Source organism: Naasia sp. SYSU D00057 (genome assembly GCF_017916505.1).
In the GTDB taxonomy this organism is placed as follows: Bacteria; Actinomycetota; Actinomycetes; order Actinomycetales; family Microbacteriaceae; genus Naasia.
In genome coordinates, this window is record NZ_JAFMSZ010000003.1 from 478174 (window position 1) to 501579 (window position 23406).

The window sequence follows — 23406 nt, forward strand, 5'->3', positions numbered from 1 at the left end:
TCCGGCGGCCCCCGTCGCCGCCGTCGCCCGGCGATCAGGGACGGCCCACCGACACCTCGAGAGGTCCCGTGTCCCTCGGTCTTCCCGGCCACCTCGCTCCCCGTGCGGTGAGCGCCGGGATCGCGCGCGCGGCACACGTCATCGCCGCGGTGTGCCTGTTCGCCGCCCTGGTGGCGACGCTCGTGCAGCAGGCGGTCGCGCCGACGGACCTCCTCTGGCCCTCGCTGATCCCGCTCGCGGGGATGGCGCTGCTGCTCTACGCGGTCGAGCGTCGTCCGACCGCCCTGAACGCGGGCGCCTACCTGCTGCTCGGAGCCGCGCTCAGCTATCTCTTCGCGCTCATCGGCCTCCTGCAGGTGCCTGTGCTCACCGCCTCCAACGCGTGGGTGTTCACCATGCTCAAGGTGGCGCTCGTCATGGTGGGCGCCGTCGGGTCGCGCGTCGTCGGCGGCGTCGTGCCGCCCCTCGCCGGCTACGTGCTCGGCGAGGTCGCGATCGGGATCGGCGCCATCGAGACGGGCAAGCCCGTCGTCCTCGACGTGACGGCCGCCCTGGCGGCGCTGCTCGTCGTGGTCGTCTCCGCCGTCACCGCGATGACCCGGCGCGGCGCCCGCCGCCTCCAGCCCGCACTGCACCGTGCGGTGCGGGACGAGCGGATCGCCGAGCTGCGGCAGGCGGCGGAGACGCGCGCCGCGGCGCTCCTGCACGACACGGTGCTGAGCGATCTGGCCGCCATCTCGGCCGCTCCTCGCGGGCCGCTGTCGCCCGCCCTCGCGAGCCGGCTGCGGCGTGACCTCGAGACGATCATCGGCCAGGACTGGTCCGATGCGGCCGCCGCGAGCGAGCTGCCCAACCCGGGGGAGTGGGCTGCGAGCGGGCTGGCGCAGGCGATCGAGGACGCCCGCGCGCTGGGCCTCGACGTGACCGTCTCCGGCGACCCCGCCTCCGTCGCGACGCTCGCCCGGCCGGTGGACGAGGCGCTCGGGCTCGCCGTCCGGCAGCTGCTCGTCAACGTGCACAAACACGCAGGAGTCCGCGCCGCCGAGGTCGTCGTGTATGCCGGCGGCGGCACGCTCTCCGTCATGGTGATCGACGGCGGCCGGGGCTTCGACCAGGCCGCGGTCCAGCGCGACCGCTTCGGCCTGCGGCACTCGGTCCGATCGCGCATCGAGACGGTGGGCGGACGGGTGCAGGTCTGGTCTGCGCCCGGTCGCGGCACCTCCGTGCTCGTGCAGGTGCCCGACGGCAGCCCCGCAGCGGTGCCCGGGGTGCCGGAGAGCGAGGACGCCCGATGAGCGCCCGCGAGGGCACCGTCCAGCTGCTCGATCCGCTGGGCGCGCTGGCGGGCCGGCCGCTGACCGTGCTCGGCGCCGTGGCCGCGACCGCGATCGCCGTGGTGCTGACCCTCGTGCACACCGGGGATCAGACCGCCGACCCCGCCCTCGCCGTGCTCGCGGTGGCGGTGAGCGTGCTCGCGTGCCTCGCGCTCGTCGTGCTCAGCAAGCCGGAGCGGGCGCCGCTGCGGCGGCGCAGCGCCGCGGTGGTCGTCGGCATCGCCCTCGTCGCCAATCTGCTCGCCGCGCTCGCCTCGTGGGGTCGCAACCAGCTCGTCAGCGACGACTGGGGGCCGATCGTGCTCGGCATCCTGCTGCTGGCGCTCAGCCCCTACCGGCCGCCCGCGGAGACCCGGACCCTCACCGGCGTCGCCGCCGCGGTGGTGGCCGCGATCACCATCCTGGAGAGCCGCTTCTTCGTCACGCAGCTGCCGGTCCTCATCTTCGTGGCCGTCGCGGTCGTCCCCGTGCTCGCCCTCGGGCTCGCGGGAGCGTCGTTCGCCGACTCGGTCCTCAGGCGCCTCGAGCGCTGGCGGGACCGCGCCGAGCGGGCGTCGCGCGCGCACGCGGAGAACCAGGAGGAGGGCATCGTCCGCTCCGTGCAGCAGGGGCGCGTCACCATCCTCAACCAGGATGTCGTGCCGCTCTTCACGGAGCTGCTGGACGGCGGCACGCTGACCGGCGACCACGCCCGCCGGGCCCGCGATGTGGCCGAGGCGATCCGCGCCGTCATGGTCGCCGAGACGGAGCGCTCCTGGCTCGACGACCTCCTCGCCCCCGCGCGCGGCGGCGACCGCTCCGCCGTGTGGGCCTCGCCCGTGCACGACCCCGGGCACCGCGCCGAAGGCATGGACTTCGACCAGCGCTCCGCCGTGCGGGCCCTCGTCTCGGCCCTGTCCGGACGGCTTCTCGCGGCCGACCTCGCCGTCGAGCTGTCGGCGACCGGAGACCGCACCGCCGTCCGGCTCGACTGCCGCAGCGCCCTCGACGCCGCGGCGCTGACCGCGTCGCTGGCCCCCTATCTCGCCGTCCTCCGTGCGGTATTCGACGACGTCGCCGTCGAGTCCGACCCTCCCGCCCTTACTCTGAGGTTCACGTATGCCGCCAATTGACTCCATCGATCGCACCCCGACGGGCAGCATCCCCACGCTGATCGGGGGAGCGAAGCTCACCCGGGAGCCCGCACCGCAGCCGCTGCTGGAGGGCGGCGCACCCGTGCGCCTCGCGATCCTCGACGACCACGAGGTGCTCCTCGACAGCCTCACCAGCTGGATCGGCGCCAACGCCCCCGACTTCGAGGTCGTGCTGAGCGCGAAGACGTGGCTCGAGCTCGTTCACAGCGCCAACTTCCCGACCCAGCTCGTGTTCCTCGACTTCCAGCTGAAGGAGCCCGTCTCCATCGAGGCGCGTGTCCGCACGTGCCGCGCGGCGGGCGCCAAGGTGGTCGTGCTCAGCGGCGTCGACACCAGCGAGGCCCGCGACCGGGCCATGGCGGCAGGAGCGGCCGCATTCGTGTCGAAGTCGCAGCCCCTCCGCGAGGTCATGGATGTGGCGCGCAGCATCATGGGTGTCGCGCGGGGCGAGGAGCTGCAGAAGGACTGGCGTCCCCTGCCGATCGGCGCGAGCAACACGAACCGCCCGAAGCTGAGCCTCGGCGAGGCGGAGGCGCTGAAGCTGTACGTGGCAGGTCACTCGACGAGCGAGGTCGCCTCGCTGATGAATGTGCAGTACGAGACAGCCAAGACGTACCTCCGTCGCGTGCGCGAGAAGTACGCTAAAGCTAACCGCCCAGCCAGCCGGAAGGCCGACCTGATCCGTCGCGCCGCCGAGGACGGCTATCTGCAGTAGGCGGCCGACGAACGGGGACCCTTGGCCAAGCTCTACTTCCGCTACGGCCCGATGAACAGCGGCAAGAGCACCGCTCTGCTACAGGCCGCCCACAACTACGAGGAGCGGGGCCAGCGCGTCCTGCTGGCGAAGCCGCTGGTGGATCTCAAGGGCGACCGTGACATCGTGTCCCGCCTCGGCGTGCGCCGACCCGTCGACTTCACCATCTCGCCGGACGACGACGTCATCGAGCTGTTCCACCGGCAGCGCTCCGCGGTGCGGCTGCGCACCGGATCCCAGGTGGCCTGCATCCTCGTCGACGAGGCGCAGTTCCTCACCGACGCGCAGGTCGACGACCTGCTGCGCATCGCCATCCTCGAGAACGTGCCCGTGATCGCCTACGGCATCCGCACGGACTTCCAGACGGTCGCCTTTCCGGGGAGCCGGCGCCTGCTGGAGATCGCGCACAGCCTCGAGGAGCTGAAGACGATCTGCCGCTGCGGCCGCAAGGCCGTGTTCAACGCGCGCCGCGTCGGTGACCGCTACGTGTTCGACGGCGACCAGGTGGCGATCGACAGCTTCGAGAACGTCACCTACGAGTCGCTGTGCGGCGAGTGCTACCTGCGCGAGAGCGAGGGCCTCCTCGGGCGGGCCCGCCAGGCGGCCGGCGCGTTCAGCTACGCGTCCGCGCCGGACCCCGACTTCACCTGAGCGGCGGCTCGGGAACGGGGCCGGGGCGCGATCGCGTTCCGAGGGGCTCCGAACATCCGGTATCCTCGTACAGGCGCAAGTCGCCGGGGTATGGCGCAGCTTGGTAGCGCGCCTCGTTCGGGACGAGGAGGCCGTGGGTTCGAATCCCGCTACCCCGACAACACGAAGAAGAGCGGTTCCGCAGCGCGGGACCGCTCTTCTTCGTTTCCGGTGTCTCGCCTGGTTCCGGTGACCCCACCCCTCGGGTGCAGGAGGAGCCCGCCTAGCGGCCGTCTCTCCGGTGATCGAGGAGGCCGCGCAGCGGGCGTCTCTCCGGTGATTGAGGAGCCCGCGCAGCGGGCGTCTCGAAATCACTCGGGCGTGCCTCTGTACCCAGCCACGCGACTCCCAGCGCTAGTCGCGTGATCTCGAGACGCCGACCTGCGGCCGGCTCCTCGATCACGGAGGGCGTGCGAGGCGTCAGGCGCGCGCGGTGAGCGTGAGGAGGGTCGCCTCGGGCGGGCACGCGAAGCGCACGGGCGCGTAGATCGAGGTGCCGAGCCCTGCGGAGACGTGCAGCCACGAGGAGCGGCTGCCGGCCGGCCAGCGGCTGAGGCCCTTCACCTGGCGCCGCGGGATGTCGCAGTTGGTGACGAGCGCGCCGTAGACGGGCACGCACACCTGCCCGCCGTGCGTGTGGCCGGCGAGGATCAGGTCGGCGCCGCGACGGGTGAAGGAGTCGAGGATGCGCTGGTACGGCGCGTGCGCGACGGCGACGCGGAGGTCCGCATCCCGCTCGCGCACCTCGTCGAGGTCGTCCATGGCCGCGGACACCCGGTCGAGCCGGTCGAAGCGGCGGTGCGGGTCGTCCACGCCGACGAAGTCGATGGCCAGGCCGCCGAGCTCGAGGGTGGCCGCGGTGTTGTTGAGGTCGGTCCAGCCGAGCTCGGTGAAGTAGAGCTCGAGAGCTTCGATGTCGAGCCGGTGCAAGCGCTTCGGGGGAGCGGAGGCGCCGAGGAAGTACAGGAACGGGTTCTTCAGCTCAGGACCGAAGTAGTCGTTCGAGCCCCACACGAAGGCGCCGGGGACGCCCTGGAACGGCTCCAGCGCCTCGCGGACGCCCTCGAGCCCGCGCTCGTGCCCGAGGTTGTCCCCGGTCGTCACGACGAGGTCGGGCTGCAGCGTGGCGAGAGACCGGATCCACTCCTGCTTGGCGCGCTGCCACGGCGCCATGTGCAGGTCGGAGAGGTGCAGCACGCGCAGCGGGGCCGAGCCTGCCGGCAGGACGGGCACGTCGTACTCGCGCAGGGTGAACCGGCGCCGCTCGACGAGCGAGCCGTAGGCGAACGCCGCGCCGGCTGCGGCGGCGACGACGGCCGCCGCGCGCCGCAGCATCACGCGCACCTGCTGAGGTCGAAGTCCTCGCCGTCGCCGTCGCCCTCGTCGCCCGCCGCGACCGAGACGGTGACCGTCGTGTCCGTCGGCGCGGTCGAGCCGCCCGCCGGGTCGGTGCCGGTCACGGTGCAGGTGTCCGCGTCGGACTCGGTGTCGAGCTCGTACTCGATCTCCGAGAATCCGGCCGCCTGCAGGGCCGCGGTGGCGGCGGGCGCCTTCTGGCCGACCACGTCGGGCACGGCGGTGCCCACCTCTGTCCCGTCGCTCGTGTACACCGTGATGGTGCTGCCGCGGGCGACGGACGAGCCGCCCGCCGGGTCGCTGCCGATCACCTGTCCGCTCGGTGCGCCGGACGGCTGCGCGCCGCCGTCGACGAACTCGAAGCCGGCGTTCTCCAGGGCGGCCTGGGCGCGGTCGATCGTCATGCCGGTCACGTCCGGCACTGTGGCGAAGACGCCGCGGATGTACCTGCTGTTGGGGTCCGGGAAGTCGTCGCCGCCGAACTTCTCGTCGAGCGCCGTCATGATCGGCTTCCAGATGCGGTGTCGGGCCGTTGCGGCGTAGTAGCCGTTGTCCATCCGCACCTTGCGGAGGTTGGCGTCGCCGGTGAGGTTGCCCACCCAGACGGCGAGGCCCATCTTGGTGCTCGCGCCGGTCGTCCAGGTCTGCGTCGCGCTGTTGCTCGTTCCCGTCTTGGCGATGTGCTCGATGCCGTCGCGCGGGTTCGACTCGGTGCCGCTGCCCTCGGTGATGACCCGCTGAAGCGCATACGCCGCCGCGTTCGCGACGTCAGGCTCGATGCCCTGCGTGCAGGTGCTCGTCGGGATGGCGGTGTCGCTGCCGTCCTGCGCGACCATGCGCTCGATCGCGATCGGGGTGCACACGAGGCCGTTGTTGGCGATGCCGGCGTACGCGGTCGCCATCGTCAGCGGGGAGACGTTGTTGGTGCCGAGGATGGCCGCCGGGTTGTCCTCGAGCTTGTCGCCCGCGGCGGGGTGCACGAGCAGGTCCTCGGCCGCCTTGCGGATGTCGCACTGGTCGAGCTTCTGGCCCATCTGCATGAAGGCGCCGTTGATCGAGGTCGCGGTGGAGGAGAGCACGGACCGGCTCCCGCCCTCGTTGGCGTCGTTCTCGATGTACTCGGTGCCGCCGAAGGAGTTGTCGCACGCCTTGAAGGTGGAGAGGTCGTACGTCTTCTCGGACACGTTGAACGTCTCGCCGAGGGTGTGGCCGGCACGCAGCCACGCGATGAGGGTGAAGGCCTTGTAGGTCGACGCCGCCTGGAAGCCCTGCGATCCGCCGTAGGCGGCGTCGGTGTTGAAGTTCAGGGCGCTGAAGTTCGGACCGAGCGTGGCGGCGTCGCCGCTGTCGTTGAAGTCCTTGTTCTGCGCCATCACCTTGATCTTGCCCGTGCCGGCTTCCACGGCGGTCGACGCGGACCCGATGTCCACCGTCTCCATCGCCTTGGGGACGTTCTTGTCGATCGCCGCCTGCGCGGTGTCCTGCAGGTCGAGGTCCAGCGTGGTGTACACGTCGAAGCCGCCGCGGATGAACCGGCTGTAGCGCTCCTCGGCGCTGTCGCCGAACACCGGGTCGTTGCGGATCACGTTCACGACGTAGTCGCAGAAGAAGCCCGCGTTGCCCGCCATCGTGCAGCCGGACGCGGCCGGCGTGATGCGCGGCTCGATGGGAGCGGCGACGGCCGCGTCGTGCTCCTCCTGCGTGATCTTCTTCTCCTCGAGCATGTTGCCGAGGATGTAGTCGCGCCGGACCTTGTTGGCGGCGTAGCCGTTCGCGGCGCCGTTCTCCTCGTTGTCCGGCTTGTCGAGCCGGAACTTCTCGGGATTGTTGACGATCGCGAGGAGGCTCGCGGCCTGCGGCAGCGTCAGGTCGGACGCGTTGACGCCGTAGTAGTACTGCGACGCCGTCTGGATGCCGTAGACCCGGCCGCCGAAGAGGGCGATGTTGAGGTAGCCGAGGAGGATCTCGTCCTTCGAGTAGACCTTCTCGAGGCCGATGGCGAGCCGCATCTCCTTGAGCTTGCGGTCGAGGCTCACCTTGGTGGCCTCCTCGTACGCGGCGTCCCGCTCGGCCTCGGTGGCGAGGCCGGTCGCCTGCGCGACGAGCACGTTCTTCACGTACTGCTGCGTGATCGTCGACGCGCCCTGCACGTCGCTGCCGAGGACGTTGGAGACCGCGGCGCGGACGACGCCCAGCGGGTCGATGCCGCCGTGCTCGTAGTAGCGCGGGTCCTCCGCGGCGAGCGCGGCGTCCTTCGCGAACTGCGACACCTGCTCCCACGCCACGCTCTCGCGGTTCTCCGCGTAGAAGGAGGCGATCGGCACGTTCTGGTCGGCGCCGTCGACGGAGCGGTGCGCGTAGATCGTCGTCTTCTCGGGAAGGTCGCCGATCTTGACGTAGCTGGGGAGGTTCTCGAACATCCCGATGGAGTTGTTCGCGGCGAGTCCGGTGAGCGCGATCGCAGGCGTGACGGCGACGCCGGCGAGAACGCCCGCGATCGCACTGATCCCCACGAAGCTCAGAACTGCGCCCAGGCGGCCCTTCGGCCGTTTGAGGGCAGACATAGGATCAAGGGTACGGGAGCCACGCTGACAAACCGCCGCGCTGTTCGCGGTGGGCGGAGCGTGGCGGAAGGGAATTTCGTGGCCGTCTGGGAGTACATGACGACCCCGCTGATCGTGCACAACACGACCGCCATCCTCAACAACTGGGGATCGCAGGGCTGGGAGCTGGTGCAGATCGTGCAGGGACCCGAGGGCGGCCTCGTCGCCTATCTCAAGCGCCCGGCCGGGGACGCCTGATGGGCTCGGTCGAGCAGCGTCTCGCCGAGCTGGGTCTCGACCTGCCGGAGCCCGTCGCTCCCGTCGCCGCGTACGTTCCCGCCGTGACGACCGGCAACCTGCTCTGGCTGTCCGGCCAGGTGCCGTTCGTCGACGGGGTTCCGCAGGCCACGGGCAAGGTCGGCGAGGCCGACGGCCTCGTCTCGCCCGAGGTGGCGAAGGAGTGCGCCAAGACGTGCGCGCTCAACGCGCTCGCCGCCGCCAAGGCGGCCCTCGGCGACCTCGATCGAGTGACCCGGGTCGTGAAGCTCGTCGGCTTCGTCGCGTCCTCGCCGGAGTTCACCGGGGCGCCGGTCGTGGTGAACGGCGCTTCCGAGCTGCTCGGTCAGGTGTTCGGCGACGCGGGCCGGCACGCCCGCTCGGCGGTCGGCGTCGCGGTGCTGCCGCTCGACGTGCCCGTCGAGGTGGAGATGGTCCTCGAGTTCGCCTGACCTCGACCTCGACGACGACGATCCGGGCCGGATCGGCGGATCCGGGCCTCCTAGGAAGCCCGGACCTGCCGAACCGGCCCGGATTCCTCAGTTCTTGAGGCGGTCCGCGATGGCCTGCATCACGGTCGCGTCCGTCAGGGTCGTGGTGTCGCCGAGCGGCCGGCCCTCGGCCGCGTCGCGGAGCAGGCGCCGCATGATCTTGCCGGACCGGGTCTTCGGCAGCTCGTTCACGATGAACAGCTCGCGAGGCCGGGCGATCGCGCCGATCGAGCTCGCGACGTGGGCCCGCAGCTCGTTCGTGGCACCCTCGGCGTTGGCCTCGTCCGCGTGGCGGGCCTTGGCGATGACGAAGGCGACGACCGCCTGACCGGTGGTCTCGTCGTGCGCCCCGACGACCGCCGCCTCCGCAACCCACGGGTGGGAGACGAGGCACGACTCGATCTCCGCCGTCGACAGCCGGTGTCCGGAGACGTTCATGACGTCATCGACCCGCCCGAGCAGCCAGATGTCGCCGTCGTGGTCCCTCCTCGCGCCGTCGCCGGCGAAGTAGACGGGCCCGGTCGGTCGCGCCGGGAACTTGGACCAGTAGGTGTCGATGAAGCGCTGGGGGTCGCCCCAGATGCCGCGCAGCATCCCCGGCCACGGCTCGGGGATCGCCAGCAGCCCGCTCTCGTCATTGCCGAGCGGCCGGCCCTTGTCGTCGACGACCTCGACCGTGATCCCCGGCAGCGGCACCTGGGCCGAGCCCGGCTTCGCCGCGGTCACCCCCGGCAGCGGGCTGATCATGATGCCGCCCGTCTCGGTCTGCCACCAGGTGTCGACGATGGGCGTGCGGTTGCCGCCGATCACTTCGCGGTACCAGAGCCAGGCCTCCGGGTTGATGGGCTCGCCGACCGAGCCGAGCAGCCGCAGCGAGGAGAGATCCGACTGCTGCGGGATCTCCCGGCCCGCCTTCATGAAGGAGCGAATCGCGGTCGGCGCCGCGTAGAGGATCGTGACGCCGTACTTCTGGACGATCTCCCACCAGCGGCCGGGCCGCGGGGTGTCCGGCGTTCCCTCGTAGATCACCTCGGTGGCGCCGTTCGCGAGCGGGCCGTAGACGACGTAGCTGTGCCCGGTGACCCAGCCGACGTCGGCGGTCGACCAGTAGACGTCCGTCTCCGGGTGCAGGTCGAACACGTTGCGATGCGTGTAGGCGACGTGGGTGAGGTAGCCGCCGCTCGTGTGCAGGATGCCCTTCGGCTTCCCAGTCGTGCCCGACGTGTAGAGGATGTAGAGCGGGTTCTCGGCGTCGAAGCCTTGAGCCTCGTGCTCCCAGTCGACCTGGGCGATCTCCTCGTGCCACCACAGGTCGCGGCCGTCCGTCCAGGCGAGCTCCTCGTCGTCCGGCCAGGCGCGCTGCACCACGAGTACGTGCTCAACCGTCGAGTCGCCGCTCTCGAGAGCGGCATCGACGGCCGGCTTCAAGGGGCTGACGCGGCCCCGGCGGTAGCCGCCGTCCGCGGTGATGACGAGCTTCGCCTCCGCGTCGTCGATGCGGGCCCGGAGGCTCTCGGCGCTGAACCCGCCGAACACGACCGAGTGCACCGCGCCGATCCGCGCGACCGCGAGCATCGCGATGATCGCCTCGGGGATCATCGGCAGGTAGATCGCCACCCGGTCGCCCTGGCGGATGCCGAGGGCGGTGAGCAGGTTGGCGGCGCGCTTCACCTCCGCGGTGAGCTCCGCGTAGGTGAGGCGGCGGGAGTCGCCGGGCTCGCCCTCCCACAGCAGGGCGACGCGGTCGCCGTTGCCGGCCAGCACGTGCCGGTCGAGGCAGTTGTAGGCGACGTTGAGCTTGCCGTCCGCGAACCACTTCGCAAACGGCGCCTCCGACCAGTCGAGCGTCTGCGTGAAGGGGCGGTGCCAGTGCAGCAGGCTGCGTGCCTGATCCGCCCAGAAGCCGAGGCGATCCTGCGCGGCGTCGGCGTACAGCGAGCCCTTCGCAACCGCGTTCGCGGCGAACTCCGCCGGCGGATCGAAGACCAGGTCCTCGGCCCTCGTATCGTCGGTCGCTTCCACCATCTCCACGCTCCTTCGCGCTGCCTGCTGCATCGGGTCCGAGCCTAGCGATTCGGCCGCTCGTGGCGCCCTCCGGCCGTCATACGACGGAACCTGAGGATCACCCGACAACGCCCGGAATTGGCTCTTGCGCCGTGACCCGAACGGGGTACACTGATGCCGTCAAAGCTCCTTTGACACGCAGCGTAAGCGATTCCCCCCAATCCAGCGTTGCTGTGGCGGCACCTGTTCCCCCCAATAGGTGCCGCCCCTTCTCGTTAACGGTCGCGTCCGCATCTTCGCGCGACGGGTGTCCGCCATACGACCCGTGAGTGGCCGCTCCTCCCCAGCACCGCCGGAGGCCTGACGGGCCACCGGATCGGGCCGATCCGCGATCCGCAAGCGGCGCCGTCCTACCGTGCCGGGATGCCTGTTCCGCCGTCGGCCCCGAGCATCGCATCGGCGCCCTGCCCAGCCCGCTTCGTTCCCGTCCGGCGTCCGCTTCCCGAGCCGGGACGGGGTACGAGCGGCGACCCCGTCGGGGTGCTTTCCCCGGCGCCCGTCGAGTCCGCCCGGCACCCGGGTCCGGACGCTACGCGGGAGGCCCTCTGGCCCGAGCTCGGCATGCTCGCCGAGTACGCCGACGAGCGCACCACGGACCTCCTGCTGACCGGACCGGTCCTGTGGACCGACCGCGGCGACGGGCTCCAGCGCCGCGGCGACTGGCCGGTGCTCGACGAGGCGTCGGTGCGGGAGCTCGCGGTGCGGCTCGTCGCCCGCGGAGGGCGGCACCTCGACGACGGCAGCCCCTGCGTCGACGTCCGCCTCGCGGACGGGATCCGGGTGCACGCCGTGCTCCCGCCCGTCTCTGCGACCGGGACCCTCGTGTCCGTGCGCCTGCCCGCCCGGCGGCGGTGGCGCCTCGGCGATCTGACCGCAGCGGGCTCTCTCGACGACGGCACCGCGACGGTGCTGCTCGAAGCCGTGCGGCGTCGGGAGAACATCCTGCTCACCGGCGGTGCGGGCACCGGCAAGACGACCCTGCTCGCGGCGATCCTCGCCGAGGTGCCGGCGGGGGAGCGGATCGTCACGATCGAGGACGTCGCGGAGCTCCGCATCGACCATCCGCACGTGGTCGCGCTCGAGGCCCGGCAGGCGAACTCGGAGGGCGCCGGCGCGCTCGGGCTCGAGCGGCTGGTGCGCGAGTCTCTCCGGATGCGACCGGACCGCATCGTGCTCGGCGAGTGCCGCGGGGCGGAGGTGCGCGAGCTTCTCGCCGCGCTCAACACCGGGCACGACGGGGGCGCGGGCACCCTCCACGCGAGCCAGCTCGCCGACGTGCCCGCGCGCCTCGAGGCGCTCGGCGCGCTCGCCGGAATGAGTCCGCACGCGCTCGCGCGTCAGGCCGTGAGCGGGATCGACCTCGTCGTCCACCTCGACCGCGAGGGCGGCCGCCGCCGCGTGGCCGCGCTCGGGCGGTTCGAGCTGTCCGCCGACGCGCTCCTCACCGTTCGGCCGGGTGTGCCCGAGTGAGCGTCGACCCGCTCGAGGAGGTGGCGGAGACGGCCGACCGGCTCGCCGTGCTGCTCGGCGCCGGTCTCACACCGTCGGCGGCGTGGGGGAACCTGGCCGACGCGGACTCCGCGCCGATTCGGGCGGCGGCGTGGGCGGCTCAGGCGGGAGAGCCCGTCGCGCCGGCGCTGCGCGGAGCGGACGCGCCGCCGGCCGCCCGCGCCGCATGGGATGCGCTCGCGGCCGGCGTCGCGGTGGCCGAGCGAACCGGCGCGCCGCTCGCCACAGTGCTCGAGCAGCTGGCCGGGACGATGCGGGACATCGGGACGGCGGAGCGCGATGTCCGTGCGGCGCTCACCGGCCCCCGCCTCTCGGCCCGGCTCGTGATGGCTCTCCCCGCCGTGGGCATCGCCTTCGGCTTCGCGCTCGGCTTCGATCCGATCGGAGTCCTCTTCGGCAGCCCGGTCGGGGCCGCCTGCGCGGCGGCCGGCGGGGCACTGTTTCTCGCCGGCTGGGGGTGGACCCGCACGCTGGTGCGGCGGGCACGGCCGATCGCCGGCTTTCCCGGGCTCACTGCCGAGCTGGTCGCCGTGGCGCTCACCGCCGGCACGCCCCTTCCCGCCGCCCGCCGGCTCGTCGAGGAGGTCACCGGCTCGAGTGCCGATGCGGTCGGGGAGGTCGCCACGCTGGCAGGAGCGGCGGGGGTGCCCGTCGCGGGGCTGCTCCGCGGGGAGGCGCGCCTCCGGCGGCGACGTGCGGCGTCCGAGGCGCGGATCCGGGCGGAGTCGCTCGCGGTGACGCTGCTGCTGCCGCTCGGGCTGTGCATGCTGCCCTCGTTCATGCTGCTGTCGGTGGCGCCGCTGCTGCTCGCGATCGTCTCGTCGACCGCGCTGCCGTTCTGAGCTTCGGACCGTCAGCGGGGCGGGGCAGCGCGGGCGACGTCCGGCGCCGGCACGTCCCGCACGGGCACCGACTTTTCCTCGGACCCCTCCTTCTCGGCGTCACCGGCCTCGGCGCCTTCGTCAGCCGCGCCCTCGGGTGCCGAGTGCTGGTAGAGCTCCGACAGCTTCCGGTAGGCCGGCGTGAGGAAGGCGAGCAGCGCGGCGATCACCATGATGAGGCCCGCGAACAGGAAGACCAGGGCGATGCCTCGGGCAGCGCCGTCGCCGAGGAGCCAGGACCAGGTGTCCCGCCCGGCCGGGCTCTCCATGTACGGGATGATCGCGAACTGCGCGAGCGGCGCGATGAGGAACGCCGTGACCGGCGCCGCCGCGCTCTCGAAGGCCATCGCGAAGCCGAAGACGCGGCCCTGCCGGTCGAAGCTGACGACCTTCTGGATGACCGTCTGCTCGGACGCCTCGACGGCCGGGATCAGGATCATGTAGAGCCAGATGCCGCCGGCGTAGAGCCACCACCAGTCGCGCACCGTGAAGAGCGCCCCGAGCAGCCCCATCACCACGACCACGAGGAGCATCGTGCGGATCGGGTTGCGACCGAGCCCGAACTTCGCGATGAGGAGCCCGCCGATCAGGAACCCGGTTGCGGTGACGCCGAGCACGAGACCCCACACCTCCACGGGGAAGAGCTCGAGCCCGTAGGGGTCCATCAGCGCCATGTAGACGCCGCCGATGAGATTGTTGAAGGTCGAGAAGATGATGAGCGCGAACAGCCCGGCCACACCCCGGATCGCCGCGATGCTGCCGCGCAGGTCCACGGCGGGGGCCTTGCCGCCCTCGCCCTGCGGCTTCGCCTCCGGCACGCGGAGGAAGGCCAGGTGCACGAGCGCGACTCCGGTGAGGCCGATCGCGATGAGCAGCGTCGGGCCCATCCCGAGCAGCCCGATCGCGAGGCCGGAGAACACGCTCGTGACGATGAAGGCGAGCCCCTGCACCGTGCCGACGAGGCCGTTGGCGTTCGCGTGCCGCTCCTCGGGCACGAGGAGGGTCACCGTGGTGGAGAGCGCGATGTTGCGCATGTTCTCGATCACCGAGCCGAACAGGATGATGCCCGAGAAGAGCCAGAACCAGGGGCCGCCGAGGTCGAGGAGCGCCGACTCCGGGAAGAGGAGGTAGAGGGCGCCCGCCACCAGGAACGACCCCAGCGTCACGACGCTGGCGAACACCATCACCCGGAGCTTGCGGTGCCGGTCGACGATGGTGCCGAACAGGATGGAGAAGAAGGACACGAGCAGCATGTACGCGCCGCCGATGATGCCGGTCGCGAGGACCGATCGCGTCTCGAGGTAGACCCAGAAGGTCAGCGCGAACCACAGGAAGCTGGTGGTGATGTTCGCGATCGCGGTGTTGACGAGCACCTGCAGGAAGGTGCGCATGCCGCCCTCAGGGGCGATCCCCTGCGGCGTCGTCGCCTGGTCCGTCATGGCACCGAGGCTAGGACAGGCCACCGACACGGGGCCATGCTCTGCACCCCTCCTGGGGCGCGCCGGCTGCGGTCCTCCACCGGCGCCGCAGGAGGGGCGTCCTCCACCGGGTGCGCATGCGCCCTCCGCCTCCGTCCCGGAGCGGGGGAGAGTGGGTGCCCGAACGACGGAAGGACCGCCATGCTTCGCTTCCCACCCCGGCTCCGCATCTCGGACGACGGCTCGGTGACCGCCGAGTACGCCGTCGCCACGATGGCCGCCGTCGGCTTCGCCGGCCTGCTCGTCGTGATCCTCCGCTCCGAGGAGGTCCGCGGCATCCTCACCGACCTCGTGCGCAATGCGCTCGCGGCGGGCGGATGAGGCGGGAACGGTCGCCGCGGAGCTGGCGGCCGCGATGCCGGCCGTTCTCCTCGTGCTGGCGCTCTGCCTGGGCGCCCTGCAGGCGCTGACGCAGCGAGCCGTCCTCGCGGACGGCGCCGCCTCGGCCGCGAGGGCGATCGCGCGCGGCGATCCGGCGCCTCGCGTGCCGCGGGGAGTGACGTCGGTCGAGGAACGGGAGGGCGACATGCTGTGCGTCACTCTCAGCGCCGCCGCCCCGCTCGCGCTGGGGCTCAACGTGTCGGGACGGGCATGCGCGCTCGGGACCGCCTGGTGATCGCCGGAAGGGGCGACGAGGGGGCGGGCAGCGTGCTCGTCCTCGGCGTGGCGGCGGTCGCCGTGCTCCTCACCGCCCTGCTCGTACCTCTATATATGGCGCTCTCGGCGAACAGGGCGGTCGCCGCCGCGGCGGACGCCGCAGCGCTCGCCGCTGCGGACGCGGCGAGCGGGGCGCTGCCGGGCTACCCGTGTGAGCTCGCGGCCCTGATCGCGGCGGAGAACGGCGCCCGGCTGACGTCCTGCCGGCTCGACGGGATCACCGCCACGGTGGCCGTCGAAGGGGCGGTCTTCGGGCTCCCTGTGGCGGCTGCGGCGCGAGCCGGTCCGCCCCCCGACGGCGATCGACACGCAGGGCGATCCCTCGGAAGCGATTGACGTCGGGGTAGGAACACCTGTGTATGGTGTGCGTGACGCCCGGTCGCCGGGCAGCTCCCATCCGTCGCGGATGTGGCTCTTTTCCGTTCTCACCCCCGTTCAAGGAGGGGATCTCTCGTGCCCGCCAGCAAGAAGCTCGTCATCGTCGAGTCGCCCGCGAAGGCGAAGACGATCGCCCAATACCTGGGCGACGGCTTCGAGGTCATGGCCTCGGTCGGACACATCCGCGACCTCATCGAGCCGAAGAACCTCCCCGCCGACAAGAAGGTCGGCTCCCTCGGCAAGTTCTCGGTGGACGTGGAGAACGGCTTCGAGCCGTACTACGTGGTCTCCGACCAGAAGAAGAAGACCGTCGCCGACCTGAAGCGCGCGCTCAAGGGCGCCGACGAGCTGTACCTCGCAACTGATGAGGACCGCGAAGGCGAGGCCATCGCGTGGCACCTGCTCGAGGAGCTCAAGCCGAAGGTTCCGGTCAAGCGCATGGTGTTCCACGAGATCACCAAGGACGCCATCACGAAGGCGAAGGACAACACCCGCGACATCGACACCGCCCTCGTCGATGCTCAGGAGACCCGGCGCATCCTCGACCGTCTCTACGGCTACGAGGTGTCACCGGTGCTCTGGCGCAAGGTGGGGCCCGGCCTCTCCGCCGGGCGCGTGCAGTCCGCCGCGACCCGACTCGTCGTCGACCGGGAGCGCGAGCGCCTCGCGTTCGTCGCCGCGAGCTACTGGGACCTGACCGCGCGGTTCGCCCCCGAGGGCGCTGCCGACTCCTTCGAGGCGCGGCTGGTCCGGGTCGACGGGGAGCGCGTCGCCACCGGCCGCGACTTCGACGACCGCGGTCAGCTCAAGCCGGGGGCACGCGTCCTCGACGAGGGCACCGCGACCGCGCTCGCCGCCGCGCTCCAGGACGACGCCACGTCGTCGACGGTGAGCAGCGTCGAATCGAAGCCGTACACGCGCCGCCCGGCCGCGCCGTTCACCACGTCGACCCTGCAGCAGGAGGCGGCCCGCAAGCTCCGCTTCTCGGCCCGGCAGACGATGAGCGTGGCCCAGTCGCTGTACGAGAACGGCTACATCACCTACATGCGAACGGACTCGCCGTCCCTGTCGACGCAGGCGATCAACGCTGCCCGCTCGCAGGCGGTCTCGCTCTACGGCGCCGACTCGGTGCCCGCGAAGCCGCGGCTCTACACCGGCAAGTCGAAGAACGCGCAGGAGGCGCACGAGGCGATCCGACCCTCGGGGGAGACCTTCCGCACCCCGCAGCAGCTCTCCAGCGTGCTTCGCGGCAACGAGCTGCGCCTCTACGAGCTGATCTGGAAGCGCACCGTCGCGTCCCAGATGGAGGACGCGCGCGGCTCGACCGCGACCGTCACCATCGAGTCCCGGCCCGCCGGCACCGACACCGTCGCGGTGTTCTCGGCCAGTGGCACAGTCATCACGTTCCGCGGCTTCCTGCAGGCCTACGAGGAGGGCCGCGACGAGGAGCGCAACGCGGACAAGGAGCCCGCCGAGGCGAAGCTGCCGCCCCTCGAGACCGGTCAGGCGCTCGACGTCGCCGACGCCGAGGCGAAGGGCCACGAGACCTCGCCGCCCCCGCGCTACACCGAGGCGAGCCTCGTGAAGGCGCTCGAGGAGCTCGGCATCGGCCGGCCGTCCACCTACGCGTCGATCATCTCGACCATCGTCGACCGCGGCTACGTGACCCCTCGCGGCACCGCGCTGGTGCCGAGCTGGATCGCCTTCTCCGTGGTCCGCCTGCTCGAGGACTTCTTCGGCGACCTCGTCCAGTACGACTTCACCGCCGCGATGGAGGGCGACCTCGACCGCATCGCCGACGGCGAGGAGGACCGGGTCGACTGGCTGAAGGGCTTCTACTTCGGCAACGACGGCCACCGCGGGCTGCGCTCCGTCGTCGACAACCTCGGCGACATCGACGCCCGCAGCATCAACTCCGTGCGGATCGCGGACGACATCACTCTCCGCATCGGCAAGTACGGCCCGTACCTCGAGGTGCAGGAGCAGGGCGCCGCCCCCGACGCCGCCCCTCGGCGGGTGAACCTGCCCGAGGGCCTCGCCCCCGACGAGCTGACCGAGGCGAAGGCCCGCGAGCTCGTCGATGCGCCGGTGCAGACCGATCGCGTCATCGGGGTCAACCCGGAGAACGGCAAGCAGGTCGTGGCGAAGGACGGCCGCTACGGCCCCTACGTCACGGAGCTCGACCCCGAGGGCGAGGAGGCGGACGCGGCGGCCAAGAAGAAGGCGGCCAAGCCGCGCACCGCTTCGCTGTTCAAGTCGATGGACATCGCCGAGGTCGACCTCCCGACCGCGCTCAAGCTGCTCGACCTGCCCCGCGTGGTGGGCTCCGACCCCGAGTCGGGTGAGGAGATCACGGCGCAGAACGGCCGCTACGGTCCCTACATCAAGAAGGGCACCGACACCCGATCGCTGCCGAGCGAGGACGCGATCTTCGAGGTCGACCTCGGGGGCGCTCTCGAGATCTTCGCGCAGCCGAAGTACGGCGCCCGGCGTGCCTCGTCGGCCCTCAAGGAGTTCGAGGCCGACCCCGAGAGCGGCAAGCCCATCCGGATCAAGGACGGCCGCTTCGGCGCGTACGTGACCGACGGCGTGACGAACGCGACGATCCCGCGCGGCGAGGACATCGAGGAGATCGACTTCGACCGGGCGGTGCAGCTGCTCGCGGACAAGCGCGCGAAGGGTCCGGCGAAGCCGAAGGCGACCCGGGCGGCGAAGGCTCCGGCGAAGTCGGCCGCCAAGACGACCAAGACGGCCGCAGCGAAGACGACCGCCGCCAAGTCGACGGCCGCCAAGGCCAAGACGCCGGCCGCCAAGGCCAAGACGTCGGCGGCCAAGACGGCGGCGCCCAAGACGGCCGCGAAGGCGCCCGCCAAGCGCACCGGCACCCGCGCGACGGGCGCCGCCTCCTCGTGACCGCCCTCTTCGTCACCCTCGAGGGCGGAGACGGCGCGGGCAAGTCGACTCAGGCGGCGCTCCTCGAGGAGTGGCTGCAGGAGCGCGGCGAGACCGTGCTGCGGACGAGGGAGCCCGGCGGAAGCGACCTCGGCATCGAGCTGCGGGAGATCATCCTGCACCGGCCCGGCCACATCGCCCCCCGCGCCGAGGCGCTGATCTACGCCGCGGACCGCGCACACCACGTCGCGACCGTCGTGCGTCCGGCCCTCGAGCGTGGCGAGGTGGTGGTCCAGGACCGCTACCTCGACTCCTCGGTCGCGTACCAGGGTGCCGGACGCACGCTGGAGCCGACCGAGATCCGCGCGCTGTCCCTGTGGGCGGCCGAGGGGCTCCTGCCGGACCTCACGATCCTGCTCGACCTGGACGAGAGCGAGGGACGGCGGCGCCTGGACGCCTCCCGCACCCTCTACGACAGGCTCGAGGCCGAGAAGGCCGAGTTCCACCAGCGCGTGCGCGAGGCCTACCTCGAACTCGCCGACGCCGAGCCGGACCGGTTCCTGGTCCTCGACGCCCGTCGTGCCCCGGACGAGCTGGCAGAGGACATCCGCGCCCGCGTCGAGGAGCTGATCGACCGATGACGGCAGGCGCCATCTGGCGGGATCTCACCGGCCAGGACGAGGCGATCGCGGTGGTGCGCGCGGCGGCGGACGCCGCGCACGCCGTCGACGGCGCCCCGAGCGCGATGACGCACTCCTGGCTCATCACCGGCCCGCCCGGCTCCGGTCGGTCCAATCTCGCGTACGCGTTCGCGACAGCCCTGCTCGGCGACGGCTCGCCGGACGGCGACGAGGCGACCCGGCGGCAGGTGGAGGCCCGGACGCACCCGGACCTCGCCGTGCTCAGCACCGACCGGGTCATCATCTCGATCGACGAGGTTCGCGGTCTGCTCTCGGCGTCGCAGTACTCCCCGTCGGTGTCCCGCTATCGCGTCATGGTGATCGAGGACGCGGACCGGATGACGGAGCGCACCTCGAACGTGCTGCTGAAGGCGCTCGAGGAGCCGCCGCCTCGGACGGTCTGGATCCTGTGCGCGCCGAGCGAGGCCGACCTGCTTCCCACGATCCGCTCGCGGGTCCGCACGGTGCGCCTCCGCGTGCCGAGCACCGCCGACGTCGCCCGCCTCATCGCGGAGCGGGACGGCGTCGACCCTGCGCTCGCGCGCCAGGCCGCGCAGGAGGCGCAGAGCCACATCGGCATGGCACACCGGCTGGCCACCGACGGGTCCGCACGCGCCCGCCGCTCGGAGACGCTCGAGCTCGTGCTCGGCCTGCGCAGCGTGACCGGTGCCGTGCTCGCCGCCGCCCGGCTCCTCGAGCTCGCCGGCGACGACGCCAAGGCGATCACCGAGGAGCGCGATGCCGAGGAGCGCGAGTCGACCCTCCGCTCGCTCGGCGTCGAGCCGGGCGGCACCATCCCGCCGGCGCTGCGGAGCCAGCTGAAGCAGCTGGAGGACGACCAGAAGCGCCGGGCGACACGCAGCCTGCGCGATGGCATCGACCGCATCCTCATCGACCTGCTGTCCCTGTTCCGCGACATCCTGCTGCTCCAGCTCGGCGCGGACGTCGAGCCGGTCAACGCGTCCGCGGTGGCGGCGGTCGCCAAGGCGGCCGCGGAGTCCGACGCCACCGCGACGCTCGCCGCCATGGATGCGATCGCCACCGCCCGCCGGCGCATCGAGGCGAACGTCCCGCCGGCGCTCGCCCTCGAGGCGATGCTCGTCGCCACCCTCAGAAAGGCCGGTTCGTGAGGCCCCTCCGCTCGGTTGCCGCCGTGGCAATCGCCCTGCTCGCCCTGCCGCTCGCCGCGTGCGTCCCTGCTCCGAGCCCCACCTCGACTCCCACCGGGGAGGACGTGGCGGCGGAGCTCGAGCCGTACTACACCCAGTCCCTCGTCTGGGAGGACTGCGGAGGCGGGATGCAGTGCACCACCGCGACCGCTCCGCTCGACTGGTCGGCGCCCGACGCGTCGGACGACATCGAGCTGGCGCTTGTGCGGCACACGGCGTCGGGGGAGCGCGAGGGGTCGCTGTTCGTGAACCCGGGAGGCCCCGGCGCATCCGGCTACAACTTCGTGCATGACAGCCTCGACTTCGCGGTGAGCGAGGACCTGCAGTCCCGCTTCGACGTCATCGGGTGGGACCCCCGAGGGGTGGGGCGCTCGACGGCCGTCGACTGCTACGACGGACCCGAGCTCGACGAGTTCCTGTTCGGCTTCCCGGAGGCGGCCGTCGGCACCGACGCGTACGCGCAGGAAGTCACTGCCTCGGCGAAGGCCTTCGCCGACGCCTGCCTCGAGCGCAGCGGCGAGCTGCTGCAGTTCATCGACACCGAGAGCACGGTGAACGACCTCGACCTGCTGCGGGCCCTCGTCGGCGACGCGGACCTCAACTACCTCGGGTACTCCTACGGCAGCGACATCGGCGCCCACTACGCCGAACGCTATCCGGACAAGGTGGGCCGGGTCGTGCTCGACGGCGCCACCGACTCGTCACTCAGCCTCTTCGACGTCAACCTCGCGCAGACGCAGGCGTTCGGCGAGGCGCTCCGGGCCTACCTGGAGGACTGCCTCGACTCGTCCGACTGTCCCTTCCGCGGCACCGTGGACGACGCGATCGGGCAGATCCGCGATCTGCTCGACGCCCTCGATCAGGCGCCCCTCCGAGCGGAGGACGGGCGGCAGCTGACGAGCGCCTACCTCGGCACCGCCGTGCAGTCGGCCCTCTACGACGAGGGCTACTGGCGGTATCTGACCGACGCCTTCACCGAAGTGCGCCAGGGGAGGAGCGACACCGCGTTCCTCCTCGCCGACGCCTATGTCGACCGTGACGAGGACGGCAGCTACCGCTCCAACCTGCAGGAGGCGTTCATCGCCATCACCTGCGTCGACTATCCGATCGAGACCGATGCGGCCGAGCTCGCCCGCCAGCGCGACCTTCTCGCCGAAGCCGACCCGATCTCCGAGCCCGAGGATCTCGACGCCCTCGGCGATGTCGTCTGCCAGCAGTGGCCTTACGGGTTCCGGGGCGAGGTCGAGACGGTGTCCGCTGACGGCGCGGCGCCCATCCTGGTGGTGGGCACGACGGGCGACCCCGCCACTCCCTACCCCTGGGCGGAGGCGCTCGCGGACCAGCTGGCGAGCGGGGTGCTGCTCACCTACGTGGGGGAGGGGCACATCGCCTACGACGAGGGCGACCCCTGCATCGTCGGCGCGGTCGACGAGTATCTCATCGACGGAACGGTGCCGCAGGACGGCCTCGTCTGCGATCCCACGTCCTGATCCGGCGCCCCCGCGCCGGCGTGTGGGACCTGGGCTCAGGATCGTCTAGGATGGGTAGCCGCCGGTGTTCGCATCGGCTCGCCGCCCTAGCTCAGTCGGCAGAGCGATTCACTCGTAATGAATAGGTCAGGGGTTCGATTCCCCTGGGCGGCTCCAACGGAAGAGGCCGCGCCCATTGGGCGCGGCCTCTTGCTTTTGTGCCCTTCGGCCCTACCGCAGGCGGCGTCCGCGGGGAGCGCGCCGCGCCCCAGGTCGGGTAACGAAGTTGCAACACTCCGGAGGCGCGACCTACTCTGCGTGTGCCAGCCCGGCACCGAAGCGCAGGAGCATTCGGACCCCATGACCGGACTGGACGTACGCCGGTGCTGCCACGCCTCGCGCTGCCCACATGCAGCACCGTTCTCCGACAGCTATTTGCCAGGGTGGGCAGCGGCGCGGCGAGACCCGGGGACGGGACGAGCGTCGGCGAACCCGTGGGAGCTCGTACATGAAGAAGATCCTGACGAAAACCCGTGCCGTCGCAGGCGGCATCGCCCTCGCCGCCCTCACGGCGGCGGGAGTGACCCTCACCGCGGCACCGGCGAACGCCGCGTCGGTCGCCACGTGGGATGCGCTCGCCCAGTGCGAGAGCAGTGGCAACTGGCAGATCGACACCGGCAACGGCTACTACGGCGGCCTTCAGTTCAGCCTCAGCACCTGGGCCGCCTACGGCGGCACCGGCAACCCGGCGCACGCCAGCAAGGAGCAGCAGATCGCTGTCGCCGAGCGGACCCTCGCCGGCCAGGGCTGGGGAGCGTGGCCCGCCTGCTCCGCGAAGCTCGGGCTCTCGGGCTACTCCGGCTCGATCGCGGAGAGCGCCCCGGCGCCCAGCGCGCCGGCGCCCGCCCCTGCGCCTGCGCCGAGCGCAGCGCCGTCGGTCGCGCTCTCGGGCTCGACCTACACGGTCGTCTCCGGCGACACCCTCGGGACGATCGCGGCGAAGGTCGGAGTGGCCGGTGGCTGGCAGCAGCTGGCTGCCGCCAACTCCGGCACGGTCGCCGACCCGAACCTGATCTTCCCGGGGCAGGTGCTGCAGCTCCCGGCCTGATCGGTCGTACCTGGAGCGGACCTCACTGCATCGGACCGGGGGCGGCGCACACGCGCCGTCCCCGGTCCGGCGCAAGCGGCGGACGTTCGAAGGGGCGACACGCCCGGGGTGCTCGCAGTTTGCGGAGCTCCGGAGAGCCACGTAATGTAATCCCTCGTCGCCCCAAAGGTGCGGGAGAGCGGAAGAGCTCCCCGGCCTCAAGCGGGACCAGAATCCTCCTCCAGATCGCTCTTCGAGCGTGGGAGGGGATCGCCTCTCATCACTCCTCAGATCTCGTCGCGGAAGCGGCGGGCGGTTTGACCGGCTGGGGTGGGAGAGGTAAGATAGGGAAGTTGCCCTCGCAGGTACACCGGGATGGTGGATGGTGAGGTGCGTCCGATCCTTGAGAACTCAACAGCGTGCACTAAGTCAATGCCAAATACCTCGTCTCGCCCCTTGTGGGTGAGTGAGATTCCTTTGGTTGAATTGAATTGTCAGTAGACAGTTCTTCAGTCAGTATCAACTCGCTTGCGGGCCTGGTTTTCCCTGGGTTCGCGGCTATTGG

Annotated in this window: 19 protein-coding genes, 2 tRNA genes and 1 pseudogene; 18 read left to right on the top strand and 4 right to left on the bottom strand. The window is 71.6% G+C overall.

Annotation, left to right across the window (positions count from 1 at the left end):
* Window positions 1–68: 68 nt before the first annotated feature.
* From J3P36_RS12750 to J3P36_RS12770, 5 genes are all read left to right on the top strand, one after another.
* On the top strand, window positions 69–1295 hold the full coding sequence (locus tag J3P36_RS12750) for a sensor histidine kinase (RefSeq protein ID WP_210508546.1): 1227 nt from the start codon (window positions 69–71) through the stop codon (window positions 1293–1295).
* The gene (locus J3P36_RS12755) at window positions 1292–2446 is read left to right on the top strand and encodes a hypothetical protein (RefSeq protein WP_210508547.1); all 1155 of its coding nucleotides are present in this window, start codon (window positions 1292–1294) and stop codon (window positions 2444–2446) included. Before J3P36_RS12750 ends, J3P36_RS12755 begins: the two co-directional genes overlap by 4 nt.
* Window positions 2433–3182 (top strand): response regulator transcription factor, encoded by a 750-nt coding sequence (locus tag J3P36_RS12760; protein ID WP_210508548.1) that lies wholly within the window; start codon window positions 2433–2435, stop codon window positions 3180–3182. The genes J3P36_RS12755 and J3P36_RS12760 overlap by 14 nt, the downstream gene beginning before the upstream one ends.
* Before the next feature lie 21 nt (window positions 3183–3203).
* Window positions 3204–3872, top strand: a complete 669-nt coding sequence (locus J3P36_RS12765; protein WP_210508549.1) for a thymidine kinase — start codon at window positions 3204–3206, stop codon at window positions 3870–3872.
* A gap of 84 nt (window positions 3873–3956) precedes the next feature.
* Window positions 3957–4030: transfer RNA gene (locus tag J3P36_RS12770), tRNA-Pro, on the top strand.
* A 301-nt stretch (window positions 4031–4331) separates the two neighbouring features.
* Here J3P36_RS12770 and J3P36_RS12775 read toward each other — a convergent pair.
* A complete protein-coding gene (locus J3P36_RS12775; protein ID WP_210508615.1) occupies window positions 4332–5246 on the bottom strand; it encodes a metallophosphoesterase in 915 nt (304 codons plus the stop codon).
* A complete protein-coding gene (locus J3P36_RS12780) occupies window positions 5246–7831 on the bottom strand; it encodes a transglycosylase domain-containing protein (RefSeq protein ID WP_210508550.1) in 2586 nt (861 codons plus the stop codon). Before J3P36_RS12780 ends, J3P36_RS12775 begins: the two co-directional genes overlap by 1 nt.
* 78 nt (window positions 7832–7909) lie before the next feature.
* On the opposite strand from J3P36_RS12780, the pseudogene J3P36_RS12785 reads away from it, so the two are divergent.
* Together J3P36_RS12785 and J3P36_RS12790 are read left to right on the top strand one after the other, a co-directional pair.
* Window positions 7910–8059 (top strand): annotated as a pseudogene (locus tag J3P36_RS12785) (DUF4177 domain-containing protein); the annotation flags it as partial.
* 8 nt (window positions 8060–8067) lie between these two features.
* Window positions 8068–8538 carry a RidA family protein gene (locus J3P36_RS12790; RefSeq protein ID WP_210508552.1) on the top strand — a complete coding sequence of 157 codons (471 nt, stop codon included), beginning with the start codon at window positions 8068–8070 and terminating at the stop codon, window positions 8536–8538.
* 87 nt (window positions 8539–8625) lie between these two features.
* On the opposite strand, the gene acs is transcribed toward J3P36_RS12790, so the two are convergent.
* A complete protein-coding gene (gene acs / locus J3P36_RS12795; RefSeq protein WP_210508553.1) occupies window positions 8626–10602 on the bottom strand; it encodes an acetate--CoA ligase in 1977 nt (658 codons plus the stop codon).
* Window positions 10603–11121: 519 nt separating this feature from the next.
* Between acs and J3P36_RS12800 the strand changes: the two genes are divergently transcribed.
* Window positions 11122–12111 carry a TadA family conjugal transfer-associated ATPase gene (locus J3P36_RS12800; RefSeq protein ID WP_374100723.1) on the top strand — a complete coding sequence of 330 codons (990 nt, stop codon included), beginning with the start codon at window positions 11122–11124 and terminating at the stop codon, window positions 12109–12111.
* Window positions 12108–12992 carry a type II secretion system F family protein gene (locus J3P36_RS12805; protein ID WP_210508555.1) on the top strand — a complete coding sequence of 295 codons (885 nt, stop codon included), beginning with the start codon at window positions 12108–12110 and terminating at the stop codon, window positions 12990–12992. Before J3P36_RS12800 ends, J3P36_RS12805 begins: the two co-directional genes overlap by 4 nt.
* 11 nt (window positions 12993–13003) lie before the next feature.
* Here J3P36_RS12805 and J3P36_RS12810 read toward each other — a convergent pair whose 3' ends face one another.
* Window positions 13004–14470 (bottom strand): MFS transporter, encoded by a 1467-nt coding sequence (locus J3P36_RS12810; RefSeq protein WP_282595167.1) that lies wholly within the window; start codon window positions 14468–14470, stop codon window positions 13004–13006.
* Window positions 14471–14650: 180 nt separating this feature from the next.
* On the opposite strand from J3P36_RS12810, the gene J3P36_RS12815 reads away from it, so the two are divergent.
* The 9 genes from J3P36_RS12815 to J3P36_RS12855 all read left to right on the top strand — a co-directional run bounded on the left by J3P36_RS12815 (window position 14651) and on the right by J3P36_RS12855 (window position 22862).
* Entirely contained in the window at window positions 14651–14830 is a 180-nt protein-coding gene (locus J3P36_RS12815; protein WP_210508556.1) for a DUF4244 domain-containing protein, read from the top strand.
* On the top strand, window positions 14808–15125 hold the full coding sequence (locus J3P36_RS12820) for a hypothetical protein (RefSeq protein ID WP_210508557.1): 318 nt from the start codon (window positions 14808–14810) through the stop codon (window positions 15123–15125). Before J3P36_RS12815 ends, J3P36_RS12820 begins: the two co-directional genes overlap by 23 nt.
* Complete coding sequence (locus tag J3P36_RS12825) at window positions 15101–15502, top strand: Rv3654c family TadE-like protein (protein ID WP_210508558.1); 402 nt, start codon at window positions 15101–15103, stop codon at window positions 15500–15502. The genes J3P36_RS12820 and J3P36_RS12825 overlap by 25 nt, the downstream gene beginning before the upstream one ends.
* A gap of 117 nt (window positions 15503–15619) precedes the next feature.
* Complete coding sequence (topA, locus tag J3P36_RS12830; protein ID WP_210508559.1) at window positions 15620–18457, top strand: type I DNA topoisomerase; 2838 nt, start codon at window positions 15620–15622, stop codon at window positions 18455–18457.
* A complete protein-coding gene (gene tmk / locus J3P36_RS12835; protein ID WP_210508560.1) occupies window positions 18454–19077 on the top strand; it encodes a dTMP kinase in 624 nt (207 codons plus the stop codon). The genes topA and tmk overlap by 4 nt, the downstream gene beginning before the upstream one ends.
* Entirely contained in the window at window positions 19074–20246 is a 1173-nt protein-coding gene (locus tag J3P36_RS12840; protein WP_210508561.1) for a DNA polymerase III subunit delta', read from the top strand. Before tmk ends, J3P36_RS12840 begins: the two co-directional genes overlap by 4 nt.
* 23 nt (window positions 20247–20269) lie before the next feature.
* Window positions 20270–21775, top strand: a complete 1506-nt coding sequence (locus J3P36_RS12845) for an alpha/beta hydrolase (protein ID WP_307807088.1) — start codon at window positions 20270–20272, stop codon at window positions 21773–21775.
* A gap of 80 nt (window positions 21776–21855) precedes the next feature.
* Window positions 21856–21931: transfer RNA gene (locus J3P36_RS12850), tRNA-Thr, on the top strand.
* Between the two features lie 331 nt (window positions 21932–22262).
* On the top strand, window positions 22263–22862 hold the full coding sequence (locus J3P36_RS12855) for a transglycosylase family protein (RefSeq protein ID WP_210508563.1): 600 nt from the start codon (window positions 22263–22265) through the stop codon (window positions 22860–22862).
* Window positions 22863–23406 lie beyond the last annotated feature (544 nt).